Origin of the sequence: Pseudomonas putida (genome assembly GCF_001941965.1) — a bacterium.
GTDB classification, from domain to species: domain Bacteria; phylum Pseudomonadota; class Gammaproteobacteria; order Pseudomonadales; family Pseudomonadaceae; genus Aquipseudomonas; species Aquipseudomonas putida_L.
Map to the genome: position 1 here is coordinate 1 of NZ_MKZO01000036.1, position 12357 is coordinate 12357.

Below are 12357 nucleotides of genomic sequence, written 5' to 3' on the forward strand. Positions count from 1 at the left end.
TGTGTTAGGCCTGCCGCCAGCGTTCAATCTGAGCCATGATCAAACTCTTCAGTTCAATACTGCTTGGGTTTTGAGAAAACCCTAAACTTGGCTCAGCAATCTCAAAATGAACTATTTCGATTTCTCGCATAGTCACTTGTGATGCTGATAATCTTTCTGACTATCAGTCCATTATCACAAGCACCCACACGAATTGCTTGATTCAGTTGTTAAAGAGCGGTGGTTGAAGTCTTTCGCTTCAACCGAGGCGCGCATTCTACGCTTTCCTCAGAGTCTGTCAAGCGTTTATTTTGAAGTCTTTCAGAATTTCTCTTTGAACTTCAACCACTTGACTCGCTGCGATCTCTCGTTAGCGGGAGGCGAATTCTACAGCGTTACAACCTGCTGTCAACCACCTTTTTCAACCGCTTTCGGAGAAGACCGAAACACTTCCTACACTCTCAAGAACATCTAACTCGTTGAATCTCAAGGAGTTTTCCGTTCCGACTGCGCCGGAAGTGGCGCGAATTATAGAGAGATAAAACGGGGCGTCAAGCACTTATTGCAACAAATCTGTCATTGCGGTCAAAAAGCCCTTAAAAGCACAGCGGGGAGGCCCAAAGGGCCTCCCCGCTTCTTCTATATAGAAGAGAACCGCGCTTACAAGCTCGGGAACGCGAACTGCGAAGCCTCATGGCTTGCACGTTGCGGCCAGCGCTGGGTGATCGCCTTGCGCCGGGTGTAGAAGCGCACACCATCCGGACCGTAGGCATGCAGGTCGCCAAACAGCGAACGCTTCCAGCCGCCGAAGCTGTGGTACGCCACCGGTACCGGCAGCGGCACGTTGACACCGACCATGCCCACTTCGATCTCGTCGCAGAACAGACGCGCCGCTTCACCGTCACGGGTGAAGATGCAGGTACCGTTGCCGTATTCGTGATCGTTGATCAGTTGCATCGCCTCTTCCAGGCTGTTGACCCGAACCACGCACAGCACCGGCCCGAAGATCTCTTCCTTATAGATGCGCATCTCAGGGGTCACGCGGTCGAACAGCGTACCGCCAACGAAGTAGCCATCTTCATGACCGGCCACGCGCAAACCACGACCATCCACCACCAGCTCGGCGCCAGCCGCCAGGCCGTCGTCGATATAGCCCACTACCTTGTCGCGAGCCGCCGCGGTGACCAGCGGGCCCATGTCCAGGCCGCAGGAAGTGCCGGCACCGATCTTCAGGCCCTGGATCTGCGGAACCAGCTTGGCCACCAGCGCATCGGCAACCTGGTCACCCACGCACACCGCCACCGAGATCGCCATGCAACGCTCGCCGCAGGAACCGTAGGCCGCGCCCATCAGTGCGCTGACCGCGTTGTCCAGGTCCGCATCCGGCATCAGTACCGCATGGTTCTTGGCGCCGCCCAGTGCCTGGACGCGCTTGCCGCGCTTGGTGCCTTCGGCATAGATGTATTCGGCGATCGGCGTCGAACCGACGAAGCTCAGCGCCTTCACTTCCGGCGCCTCGATCAGCGCGTCCACCGCTTCCTTGTCACCATGCACCACGTTCAGCACGCCTTTCGGCAGACCGGCTTCCTGCAGCAACTGGGCGATCAGCAGGGTCGAGCTCGGATCGCGCTCGGACGGCTTGAGGATGAAGCAGTTGCCGCAGGCGATGGCCAGCGGATACATCCACAGCGGCACCATGGCCGGGAAGTTGAACGGAGTGATACCGGCGACCACGCCCAGGGGCTGGAAGTCGGACCAGGCATCGATGTTCGGGCCGACGTTGCGGCTGTACTCGCCTTTCAGCACTTCAGGGGCGGCACAGGCGAACTCGACGTTCTCGATCCCGCGCTTCAGTTCACCGGCAGCATCTTCCAGGGTCTTGCCGTGCTCCTCGCTGATCAGCTGGGAGATGCGCGCTTCGTTCTGCTCCAGCAGTTGCTTGAAGCGGAACATCACCTGGGCACGCTTGGCCGGTGGGGTGTTGCGCCAGGCCGGGAACGCAGCCTTGGCCGAATCGATCGCTTGCTGCACGGTGGCGCGGCTGGCCAGGGCCACCTTGTGGATCGCCTGGCCGGTGGACGGGTTGAAAACGTCGGCGGTGCGCTCGTTCGGGGAAACCAGCTCGCCATTGATCAGATGTGCAACGGTGCTCATGCATTAACTCCGGTATTCAGGTTCGAGCGGGCCAGGCGGCCCGCCCCGGGAAGAGGAATCGATCAGTCGATGGCGTTCAGTGCTTCGCCCACCGCATCGAACAGGCGGTCCAGTTCCTGCGGCTGGGTATTGAAGGTCGGGCCGAACTGCAGGGTGTCGCCGCCGTAGCGCACATAGAAGCCGGCTTGCCACAGCTTCATCGCTGCTTCGTAAGGACGCACGATCGCATCACCGTCGCGCGCGGCGATCTGGATCGCGCCGGCCAGGCCGTAGTTACGGATGTCGATGACGTTCCTGGTGCCCTTGATGCCGTGCAGCACGTTCTCGAAGTGCGGCGCCAGTTCGGCGGCGGACTGCACCAGGTTTTCCTTCTGCAGCAGATCCAGCGCCGCGATACCGGCCGCGCACGCCACCGGGTGTGCCGAGTAGGTGTAGCCATGGGGGAATTCCACCGCGTATTCCGGCGTCGGCTGGTTCATGAAGGTCTGGTAGATCTCGCTGCTGGCGATCACCGCGCCCATCGGGATGGCGCCGTTGGTGACCTGCTTGGCGATGCACATCAGGTCCGGGGTCACGCCGAAGGCGTCGGCACCGAACATCGAGCCCAAGCGGCCGAAGCCGGTGATGACTTCGTCGAAGATCAGCAGGATGTTGTGCTGGTCGCAGATTTCCCGCAGGCGTTTCAGATAACCCTTCGGCGGCGGCAGGACACCGGCGGAACCGGCCAGCGGCTCGACGATCAGCGCGGCGATGTTCGACGCATCGTGCAATTCGATCAGCTTGAGCATTTCATCGGCCAGGGCGATACCGCCCTCTTCCGGCATGCCCTTGGTGAAGGCGTTGCCAGGCAGCACGGTGTGCGGAATGTGGTCCACATCCAGCAACTGGCCGAACAGTTTGCGGTTGCCGTTCACCCCACCCAGGCTGGTGCCGGCGATGTTCACGCCGTGGTAGCCACGGGCACGACCGATCAGCTTGGTCTTGGTGGCCTGGCCTTTCAGGCGCCAGTAGGCACGCACCATCTTCACCGCGGTGTCGCAGCACTCGGAACCGGAGTTGGTATAGAAGACGTGATTCAGATTGCCCGGGGTCAGTTCGGTGATCTTCTCGGCCAACTGGAACGACAGCGGGTGACCGAACTGGAAGGCCGGCGAGTAATCCAGCACGCCCAGCTGGCGGGCGACGGCTTCCTGGATTTCCTTGCGGGTGTGGCCGGCGCCGCAGGTCCACAGGCCGGACAGGGCGTCGAAGATCTTGCGGCCCTTGTCGTCGACCAGGTAGTTGCCTTCGGCGGCAACGATCAGGCGCGGATCACGCTGGAAATTGCGGTTGGCGGTGTACGGCATCCAGTGCGCATCCAGCTTCAGCTGGCTGGCCAGACCGACAGGAGCGTTTTCAGGCAGGTTCATCGACAGGACCTCGCAAGGCAGGTTGAACAGCATTCGGTGTATTGCCGATAACTTGTCACGGCTATAAAGTCTGGAAAACTCTACTTTTCCAATCTTTGGATTACCGGACACTAAACTATGAGCCGCCGCCCCGAACCGCTTTCCCAGGTCAGCGATTTCGATATCCGCCTGCTGAAGATTTTCCGCAGCGTGGTCGAGTGTGGCGGCTTCTCCGCGGCGGAGAACGTGCTGGGCATTGGCCGCTCGGCGATCAGCCAGCAGATGGGCGACCTGGAGCAACGTCTCGGCCTGCGTCTTTGCCAGCGCGGCCGTGCCGGCTTCTCGCTGACCGAGGAAGGTCGCGAGGTCTACCAGTCGGCGCTGCAACTGCTCAGCGCCCTGGAAAGCTTCCGCACCGAAGTCAACGGCCTGCACCAGCACCTGCGTGGCGAACTGAACATCGGCCTGACCGACAATCTGGTGACCATGCCCCACATGCGCATCACCCACGCCCTGGCCCAGCTCAAGGACCGTGGCCCTGACGTGCGAATTCGTATCAGGATGATTCCACCCAGCCAGGTGGAACAGGGTGTGCTCGACGGCAGCCTGCATGTCGGCGTAGTGCCCCAGGCCAGCCCGCTGTCCGGCCTGGAATACCAGCCGCTGTACAGCGAGCGCTCGCTGCTGTACTGCGCCGTTGGCCATCCGCTGTTCTATGCCGACGACCGGCAACTGGATGACCAGCGCCTCAACGCCCAGGACGCCGTCGCCCCGACCTACCGCCTGCCCGCGGAAATCCAGGCCCTGCACCAGGCGCTCAACTGCACCGCCAGCGCGTCGGACCGCGAAGGTATCGCCTTCCTGATCCTCACCGGTCGCTATATCGGCTACCTGCCGGATCACTACGCCACCTTCTGGGTCCAGCAGGGTCGCCTGCGCGTGCTCAAGCCGACCGAGCGCTTCTATGACCTGTCCCTGGCGTGGGTCACGCGCAAGGGCCGGCGGCCCCATCTGGTCCTGGAAAGCTTCCTCGAGAGCCTGGCTGCGACACGATAGGGCGCAATTGCGATATTCTCGCGTCTTCGCGCTTGTCTGCCCGCCGTGCCTGGGGTATCAACGCATGTGCCTTAATTTCCTTGCTTGCCGGAATTGCCCATGACCCTTGAAGTGCCCGCCCACCGCACCCTCGCCGCCAAGCCCGCCGGGCGAATTCGTCAGAAGAACGAACAGGCGATCATCCAGGCCGCCGAGGACGAGTTCGCCCGTCACGGCTTCAAGGGCACGAGCATGAACACCATCGCCCTCAACGCCGGGCTGCCCAAGGCCAACCTGCACTACTACTTCACCAACAAGCTGGGGCTGTATATCGCGGTTCTGAGCAACATCATCGAATTGTGGGACAGCACCTTCAACGCCCTCAGTGTCGAGGACGACCCGGCCGAAGCCCTCGCCCGCTACATCCGCGCGAAGATGGAGTTCTCCCGACGCAACCCGCAGGCCTCGCGGATCTTCGCCATGGAGATCATCAGCGGCGGCAATTGCCTTACCGATTATTTCAGCCAGGACTACCGCGAGTGGTTCAAGGGCCGCGCCGGCGTGTTCCAGGCCTGGATGGACGCCGGCAAGATGGACCGGCTGGAACCTGTGCACCTGATCTTCCTGCTGTGGAGCAGCACCCAGCACTACGCCGATTTCGCCACGCAGATCTGCCAGGTCACCGGCCGCAGCCGCCTGACCAAGCAGGACATGGAAGAAGCCGGCGACAACCTTATCCACATCATCCTCAAGGGCTGTGGCCTGACGCCGCCGAACTGAACACCCGCTTATGCCTTCTACCCTGCTGGACACCTGCGAATTTCGCGAAGAGATTCGCAAGAGCCGTTTCATCACCCTCGCCGCGCCGATCAGCACGCCTGCCGACGCCCAGGCCTTCCTCGAACAGCACAGCGACCTCGCCGCCACCCACAATTGCTGGGCCTGGAAGATCGGCGCCCAGTACCGCAGCAGTGACGACGGCGAACCCGGCGGCACGGCGGGCCGGCCGATCCTCGCCGCCATCGAGGCCCAGGATTGCGATCAGGTCGTGGTTCTGGTGATCCGCTGGTACGGCGGCATCCAGCTGGGTACCGGCGGCCTGGCCCGGGCCTACGGCGGCGGGGCCAACAAGTGCCTGCAACAGGCGCCGAAGCGCCTGTTGATAAGTCGTACCGAACTGAAATGCAGCTGCTCGTTCAGTGAACTGGCCCTGCTCAAGCTGCGGGTCGCCGAGGCGGAGGGCGTAATCCTCAACGAGGCATTCACCGCCAACGGCGTCGATGTGCAACTCGCCCTCGGCGCCGAACATATCGCTAGCGTCCAGCGCCAGCTGGCCGACCTCAGCCGCGGCCGCATCCTCCTCGAAACCTGCTGAGCAATTGCCCACATCCACTGTGGGCCTGGCTGTGGATAACCTCTGGGCAGGCCGCTGCAAGCCTTCTGCGACAAGGCTTGCAGGGAAACGATCATATTTTGATCAAAGTTTGATGACAGCGCCTCATTCACCGAAAAATCAGCAGCTTGACTGTGTTTATCGCCGTTCGAAGGCAGCGAATCCGGGCTTATATCCAGCGAAGCGGCTTGCTCACAGATACTGTGGAGCAAGCTGTGGATAAACCGTGCACGCCTGCGCCAATCGCTTGCCGGGCCGTCACGCCAGGGACTTGATCATTTTTTGATCAGGATTGACCACCGGCCACAACTGCAGGACGCCCCAGGCCAACTCCAGAACCAGGAACCCCCAAAGCAGCTGGGTTGCACCGTGCATCAGCGCGTAGCCCTGCCACGATGCAAACAGCAGGCGCCCCACCGCGTCGTAGCGACCGAACTGCAACTGCGGGTCGCGAATCCGCAGGACTGACCATACGCAGATGATCGACCCCATCAGGTTGCCCATCAGCATGTGCAGCGAACCGAACTCGGGGAGATCACCAGACAACCCCAGGTAAGTGCTCACCTGGCCCAGCAGGCCATGCAGCAGCATGAAGCTCCAGGGGGTGACGAATGCCGCCGCCACCAGTAAATCGTACCAGCCGCTCGCCCTGACCAAACGACGGTAACCGCTCTGGCTCCACATGAAACGCTCCTTCCTGAAAAGTGAAGGCGGCAGGCTAAAGCCTGGAGTATGCTCCAAGGTCAACCCCTTCCCCAGGAATTGCCCGTGCGAATCGGAGAACTGGCGCAAACCTGCAGCGTCAGCCGCGACACCCTGCGTTTCTATGAAGAGCGCGGCCTGATCCGCTCCAGCCGCAGCGCCAACGGCTATCGTAACTACCCGGTGGAAACCGTGCAGTTGGTGCTGCTGATCAAGACCGCGCAGAAGCTCGGTTTCAGCCTCGGCGAAATCAGCCAGAACGTCGCCGAGCTGTGGCAGGCGGCCGACCCCGAAGCACTGGTCACCCGCTTTATCCAGGACAAGCTGGCCCTGGTCGAGACCCGCATCGACGCCCTCGTCGAATTGCGCCAGGCCCTCAGGCAGCGCCTGCAGGACCGCTGCCCTCTCACACTGAAAGGAGTTCCCGCATGACCGAGAAAACCGCCCTGATCATCGGCGCCTCCCGTGGCCTCGGCCTCGGCCTGGTACAACGCCTGAGCGAAGACGGCTGGAAGGTCGTCGCCACCGTGCGCGACAGCGCCAAGGCCGACGCGCTCAAGGGCGTGCCGGGTGTCCAGGTGGAAACCCTGGAAATGAACAGCAGCGCCCAGCTCGACGCCCTGCAACAGCGTCTCGCCGGCCAGAACTTCGACCTGCTGTTCGTCAACGCCGGGGTCAAGGGCCCGGACAACCAGGACGCCGAGGTCGCGCAACTGGCCGATATCGGCGACCTGTTCATGACCAACAGCGTGGCGCCGATCCGCGTTGCCCAACGCTTCGCCGGGCAGTTGAACGCCGACACCGGCGTCATCGCCTTCATGAGTTCGGTGCTGGGCAGCGTCGCCATCCCGGACGCTCCTGACCTGGCGCTGTACAAGGCCAGCAAGGCGGCGCTCAACTCGATGATCAACAGCTTTGTGGTGCGCCTCGGCGACAGCCGCCTGAGCGTACTGGCCATGCACCCGGGCTGGGTGAAGACCGACATGGGTGGCGACGGCGCCGATATCGACGTGGCCACCAGCACCCGCGGCATGGTCGAGCAGGTCAAGGCCTACAGCGGCAAGCCGGGCCTGTACTACCTCAACTACAAGGGCGAACCGCTGATCTGGTGATTTTCCGCGCGGTGGGTGTAGACTCGCCCCTCGCCCACCGCGGCGGACCTGGATCAGCAGACAGGGCAACACTGAGCTGGCTTACCTGAACCCACTTTCAGAGGAGCCGGCATCATGCCCGCGAACCGTATCTGGCTGAAAAATCCCCTCGCCATCTTCACCGCCAACGAGCTCGACGCCCGCGGCGGGCTGGTCATCGAAGACGGCGCCATCCGTGAAGTCCTTGCCCTGGGCCAGGTGCCCTTCCTGCGCTGCGAGCAGACCTTCGATGCCCGCGAGCACGTGGTCCTGCCGGGCCTGATCAACACCCATCACCATTTCTACCAGACCCTCACCCGCGCCTGGGCACCCGTGGTCAACCAGCCCTTGTTTCCCTGGCTGAAGACCCTGTACCCGGTCTGGGCACGGCTGACCCCGGCACGTCTGGAACTGGCGACCCAGGTAGCCCTCACCGAACTGCTGCTGTCCGGCTGCACCACCGCCGCCGACCATCACTACCTGTTCCCCGAGGGCCTGGAGAACGCCATCGACGTGCAGGTCGAAGCCGTGCGCAAGCTGGGCATGCGCGCCATGCTCACCCGCGGCTCCATGAGCCTGGGCGAAGCCGACGGCGGCCTGCCACCGCAACAGACGGTGCAGCAGGGCGAAATCATCCTGGCCGACAGCCAGCGACTTATCCACAGCTACCACGAGCGTGGCGCAGGGGCGCGGATCCAGATCGCCCTGGCGCCCTGCTCCCCCTTCTCGGTCACCCCGGAAATCATGCGCGCCAGCGCCGAACTGGCCGAGGAACTGGACGTGCGCCTGCACACCCACCTCGCCGAGACCCTCGATGAAGAGGACTTCTGCCTGCAGCGCTTCGGCCTGCGCACCGTGGATTACCTCGACAGCGTCGGCTGGCTCGGCCCGCGCACCTGGCTGGCTCACGGCATCCACTTCAATGCCGGTGAAATAGCCCGTCTTGGTGCAGCCGGCACCGGGGTCTGCCACTGCCCGAGCTCGAACATGCGCCTGGCCTCGGGTATCTGCCCCACCGTCGAACTGACCGATGCCGGCGCACCGGTAGGTATCGGCGTGGACGGCTCGGCCTCCAACGACGCCTCCAACATGATCCTCGAAGCGCGCCAGGCCCTGTACCTGCAACGCCTGCGCTACGGCGCCGAGGCCATCACCCCCGAACGCGTGCTGAGCTGGGCCACCCGCGGCTCGGCCAGGCTGCTGGGTCGCAGCGATATCGGCGAACTGGCGGTGGGCAAGCAGGCCGACCTGGCGCTGTTCAAGCTCGACGAGCTGCGCTTCTCCGGCAGCCACGACCCGCTCTCTGCCCTGATCCTGTGCGGCGCCGACCGTGCCGACCGGGTGATGATCGGCGGCCAGTGGCGGGTGGTCGATGGCCAGGTCGAGGGCCTGGACCTTCAGGAACTGATCCTCAAGCATCGCAAGGCCGCCGCACAACTGATCGCCGGCTGACGGCCTGCGGGGCACGGCGCTTGCAGAGTTGAACTTGCCGGTCAGGTTTCACCGCACCGGCCTGACAACCCCTGTAGAATGTGCCGATTGCACCTGATGAGATTTCCCACATGTACGACTGGCTTAACGCGCTGCCCAAGGCAGAACTGCACCTTCACCTGGAAGGTTCGCTGGAGCCCGAGCTGCTGTTCGCCCTGGCCGAACGCAACAAGATCGCCCTGCCGTGGAACGATGTCGAAACCCTGCGCGGGGCCTATGCGTTCAACAACCTGCAGGAGTTCCTCGACCTGTACTACCAGGGCGCCGACGTGCTGCGCACCGAGCAGGACTTCTACGACCTGACCTGGGCCTACCTGCAACGCTGCAAGGCGCAGAACGTCATCCACACCGAGCCGTTCTTCGACCCGCAGACCCACACCGACCGTGGCATTCCCTTCGAAGTGGTGCTCGACGGCATCACCCGCGCCCTGAAGGATGGCCGCGAGCAACTGGGCATCGGCAGCGGCCTGATCCTCAGCTTCCTGCGTCACCTCAGCGAGGAAGAAGCGCACAAGACCCTCGACCAGGCCCTGCCCTTCCGCGATGCCTTCGTTGCCGTCGGCCTCGACAGCTCGGAAATGGGCCATCCGCCGAGCAAGTTCCAGCGCGTCTTCGATCGCGCCCGCAGCGAAGGCTTCCTGACCGTGGCCCACGCCGGCGAAGAAGGCCCGCCCGAGTACATCTGGGAAGCCCTCGACCTGCTGAAGATCCAGCGTATCGACCACGGCGTGCGCGCCATCGAGGACGAACGCCTGATGCAGCGGATCATCGACGAGCAGATCCCGCTGACGGTGTGCCCGCTGTCCAACACCAAGCTCTGCGTGTTCGACCATATGAGCCAGCACAACATCCTCGACATGCTCGAGCGTGGCGTGAAGGTCACCGTCAACTCGGACGACCCGGCCTACTTCGGTGGCTATGTCACCGAGAACTTCCACGCCCTGCACACCCACCTGGGCATGAGCGAAGACCAGGCCCGCCGTCTGGCACAGAACAGCCTGGACGCCCGTCTGGTCAAGGCCTGAGGCACACTCAGCCCATCCGCAGGGGCGGCGGCATCCGGGCGATCTGCTGGATGCCGCGCAAGCCTACGGTGGTCACCTGGGCAGCGCGGGTTTCGTCCGTGACCCGCACCCAGCCGGACTGCACGAACAACTTGAGCACGCTGCTGCCCAAGGCGCCTCCCAGGTGCGGGCGGCGCTCGTCCACTTCGCTGCAACAACTGCACAGGCTGCACAGCCGGCGATCACGTTGCGCCAGGGCATCGATGAAGATGCCCTGGCTGGCGAACTCCTCGCGTCCGGTCAGGGTGATCTCCAGTTGCTGCTCGGTCTGCTGCAGCCATTGCGCGTCCAGCAGACGCTGGAGCAGATCCGCCGCCACTTCCCCGCCCAGGTGGTCCCGACACAAACGCGCCTTGCGCATCGCCAGGGGCACGGCGATGACCGGCTGCCTGGTCGGCAACGACTCGTGCTCGCGGATCGTCACGCTGGCCAGGGCCTCGACGGCGGTACCGATTTCCGGGGCCGCCAGGCGGAAATAACGCTTGCGCCCACGGGCTTCGCGCTTGAGCAGACCACTGGCCGACAACCGGGCCAGGTGCGCGCAGGCCGATGAAGGGGTAAGCCCGGCAAGCAGGGCCAACTCCTCCGACGGACGCGCCACTCCATCGATCAGTGCCCAGAGCATGGCGCTGCGTTTCGGGTCGGCCATCAAACTGGCCACCTGGCTGATGCTGGCTATCGGTTGCATGTGTCCACTCCCTGCGTAATCGTCATTGGCGAATTAGGTTCCCCTCTATCCAGGACTGGACAGGAGTTGCTGCGCGACAGGGCATCCAGCCCTGGTCCAGCCGAGGAAACGTTGTCTTGATGGCGCTGATTGCCCGGCCCAGTATAAGCATGCTGACTTTCGAGAATCGCGGCTGTTTTGCGACAGATCGCCGAAGGTTTGCCAACCCTCTGCGTCCACGTGACAGGGCGCTGCCGGCCACGCAAGTGCCTGGAAATGCCCGCAAGAGCCCATGAATTCACGGATGCGTGGAATGTGGGAAATAGTGCTCGAGAAGTTCGCCCGAGTAGTCGCCCTACATGGGAAGTAATGATGTCTCTCAAGCAAATGCGCAGTGGATGTAAGACCCTGCCAATAATCAAACACGCTGCGTTTAAAGTTCATCGAGCAAGGTACGACAACGCTCCTTGAGCAAAGCGCTCAAGAGTTGTACCGGCTTGCCCAGCTGGGCCCGATGGGTACACAAAAGGTTTAGCGGCGTTGACTCGCCACGGTAGTGCGCAAGCACTACCCGCAAGCGCCCGGCACGCACATCGGCGGCGACGTCCAGCCAGGATTTGTAGGCAATCCCTGCGCCCGCCAGGGCCCAGCGCCTGACCACGTCGGCGTCGTCGCAGAAGCGGTCGCCGCGGACCAGCACGCCCTCCTCCTGCCCATCCAGATGAAAGCGCCAATGGTCATGCACACCGCTGCCCAACTGGTACAGCAGGCAATTGTGCTCGCCCAGTTGCGCCACGCTGCGCGGTTCGCCATGTCGCGCCAGGTAATCCGGCGAAGCGCAGACCACCCGGCGGTTGTCCGGGCACAGCGGCACCGCCACCAGGCTGGAATCTTCCGGCGCACCGTAGCGCAGGGCGATATCCACCGGCTGGCGGAACAGGTCGGCATTGCGATCGCCGAGCAGCAGGCGCACGTTGAGCAGCGGGTGATCCCTCTGCAATTCGTCAAGCCAGGGCAGCAAGACATTGCGTCCGAAGTCCGACGGCGCCGACAACTGCAGGACGCCGCTGATCTCGTCCTGCTCCCGGGCCAGCAGGCGCCGCCCCTCATCGAGGCTGGCCAGGGCCACCCGCGCATGGGCAAGAAAGCCCTCGCCCTCGGCGGTCAGGCGCAGGCTGCGGGTGGAGCGGGCCAATAAACGCGCGCCCAGTTGCGCCTCCAGACGCTTGAGCGCCGCGCTGGCTACTGCCGGCGACAGGTCCAGCAGGCGCGCCGCCGCCGACAGGCTGCCCTGCTCGGCAGCGCGGACAAAGAGTTGCAGGTCATCGAAACGCAGCACGGGCGCCGCCTCCAT

At 63.3% G+C, this 12357-nt stretch carries 12 protein-coding genes; 7 read left to right on the top strand and 5 right to left on the bottom strand.

The features are described from left to right. Positions 1-639 precede the first annotated feature (639 nt). Together PSEMO_RS19600 and PSEMO_RS19605 are read right to left on the bottom strand one after the other, a co-directional pair. Complete coding sequence (locus tag PSEMO_RS19600; RefSeq protein ID WP_075804631.1) at positions 640-2133, bottom strand: CoA-acylating methylmalonate-semialdehyde dehydrogenase; 1494 nt, start codon at positions 2131-2133, stop codon at positions 640-642. Positions 2134-2195: 62 nt separating this feature from the next. Further along, positions 2196-3542 (bottom strand): aspartate aminotransferase family protein, encoded by a 1347-nt coding sequence (locus PSEMO_RS19605; protein WP_075804979.1) that lies wholly within the window; start codon positions 3540-3542, stop codon positions 2196-2198. A 117-nt stretch (positions 3543-3659) separates the two neighbouring features. Here PSEMO_RS19605 and PSEMO_RS19610 point away from each other — a divergent pair, with 117 nt between their 5' ends. The 3 genes from PSEMO_RS19610 to PSEMO_RS19620 all read left to right on the top strand — a co-directional run bounded on the left by PSEMO_RS19610 (position 3660) and on the right by PSEMO_RS19620 (position 5931). Beyond that, on the top strand, positions 3660-4577 hold the full coding sequence (locus tag PSEMO_RS19610) for a LysR family transcriptional regulator (protein WP_075804632.1): 918 nt from the start codon (positions 3660-3662) through the stop codon (positions 4575-4577). A 99-nt stretch (positions 4578-4676) separates the two neighbouring features. Beyond that, the gene (locus PSEMO_RS19615; RefSeq protein WP_075804633.1) at positions 4677-5336 is read left to right on the top strand and encodes a TetR/AcrR family transcriptional regulator; all 660 of its coding nucleotides are present in this window, start codon (positions 4677-4679) and stop codon (positions 5334-5336) included. A 10-nt stretch (positions 5337-5346) separates the two neighbouring features. Beyond that, positions 5347-5931 carry an IMPACT family protein gene (locus tag PSEMO_RS19620; protein WP_075804634.1) on the top strand — a complete coding sequence of 195 codons (585 nt, stop codon included), beginning with the start codon at positions 5347-5349 and terminating at the stop codon, positions 5929-5931. Positions 5932-6207: 276 nt separating this feature from the next. Here the strand turns inward: PSEMO_RS19620 and PSEMO_RS19625 are convergent, their stop codons facing one another. Further along, a complete protein-coding gene (locus PSEMO_RS19625) occupies positions 6208-6633 on the bottom strand; it encodes a hypothetical protein (RefSeq protein WP_075804635.1) in 426 nt (141 codons plus the stop codon). Positions 6634-6717: 84 nt separating this feature from the next. On the opposite strand from PSEMO_RS19625, the gene PSEMO_RS19630 reads away from it, so the two are divergent. The 4 genes from PSEMO_RS19630 to PSEMO_RS19645 all read left to right on the top strand — a co-directional run bounded on the left by PSEMO_RS19630 (position 6718) and on the right by PSEMO_RS19645 (position 10297). Then, positions 6718-7083: a MerR family transcriptional regulator gene (locus PSEMO_RS19630; protein ID WP_075804636.1), complete on the top strand. Its 366-nt coding sequence runs from the start codon at positions 6718-6720 to the stop codon at positions 7081-7083. Further along, a complete protein-coding gene (locus PSEMO_RS19635) occupies positions 7080-7763 on the top strand; it encodes an SDR family oxidoreductase (RefSeq protein ID WP_075804637.1) in 684 nt (227 codons plus the stop codon). The genes PSEMO_RS19630 and PSEMO_RS19635 overlap by 4 nt, the downstream gene beginning before the upstream one ends. Before the next feature lie 114 nt (positions 7764-7877). Next, positions 7878-9233 carry an 8-oxoguanine deaminase gene (locus tag PSEMO_RS19640; RefSeq protein WP_075804638.1) on the top strand — a complete coding sequence of 452 codons (1356 nt, stop codon included), beginning with the start codon at positions 7878-7880 and terminating at the stop codon, positions 9231-9233. A gap of 110 nt (positions 9234-9343) precedes the next feature. After that, the gene (locus PSEMO_RS19645; RefSeq protein WP_075804639.1) at positions 9344-10297 is read left to right on the top strand and encodes an adenosine deaminase; all 954 of its coding nucleotides are present in this window, start codon (positions 9344-9346) and stop codon (positions 10295-10297) included. A 7-nt stretch (positions 10298-10304) separates the two neighbouring features. On the opposite strand, the gene PSEMO_RS19650 is transcribed toward PSEMO_RS19645, so the two are convergent. Next, on the bottom strand, positions 10305-11024 hold the full coding sequence (locus PSEMO_RS19650; protein WP_075804640.1) for an ArsR/SmtB family transcription factor: 720 nt from the start codon (positions 11022-11024) through the stop codon (positions 10305-10307). 412 nt (positions 11025-11436) lie between these two features. Beyond that, entirely contained in the window at positions 11437-12342 is a 906-nt protein-coding gene (locus tag PSEMO_RS19655) for a LysR family transcriptional regulator (protein ID WP_075804980.1), read from the bottom strand. Positions 12343-12357 lie beyond the last annotated feature (15 nt).

Excerpts from the sequence above, each read along its gene's own strand:
- PSEMO_RS19635 (WP_075804637.1), top strand. The coding sequence starts at position 7,080 with ATGACCGAGAAAACCGCCCTGATCATCGGCGCCTCCCGTGGCCTCGGC.
- PSEMO_RS19605 (WP_075804979.1), bottom strand. The coding sequence starts at position 3,542 with ATGAACCTGCCTGAAAACGCTCCTGTCGGTCTGGCCAGCCAGCTGAAG.
- PSEMO_RS19610 (WP_075804632.1), top strand. The coding sequence starts at position 3,660 with ATGAGCCGCCGCCCCGAACCGCTTTCCCAGGTCAGCGATTTCGATATC.
- PSEMO_RS19625 (WP_075804635.1), bottom strand. The coding sequence starts at position 6,633 with ATGTGGAGCCAGAGCGGTTACCGTCGTTTGGTCAGGGCGAGCGGCTGG.
- PSEMO_RS19620 (WP_075804634.1), top strand. The coding sequence starts at position 5,347 with ATGCCTTCTACCCTGCTGGACACCTGCGAATTTCGCGAAGAGATTCGC.
- PSEMO_RS19615 (WP_075804633.1), top strand. The coding sequence starts at position 4,677 with ATGACCCTTGAAGTGCCCGCCCACCGCACCCTCGCCGCCAAGCCCGCC.
- PSEMO_RS19650 (WP_075804640.1), bottom strand. The coding sequence starts at position 11,024 with ATGCAACCGATAGCCAGCATCAGCCAGGTGGCCAGTTTGATGGCCGAC.
- PSEMO_RS19645 (WP_075804639.1), top strand. The coding sequence starts at position 9,344 with ATGTACGACTGGCTTAACGCGCTGCCCAAGGCAGAACTGCACCTTCAC.
- PSEMO_RS19600 (WP_075804631.1), bottom strand. The coding sequence starts at position 2,133 with ATGAGCACCGTTGCACATCTGATCAATGGCGAGCTGGTTTCCCCGAAC.
- PSEMO_RS19640 (WP_075804638.1), top strand. The coding sequence starts at position 7,878 with ATGCCCGCGAACCGTATCTGGCTGAAAAATCCCCTCGCCATCTTCACC.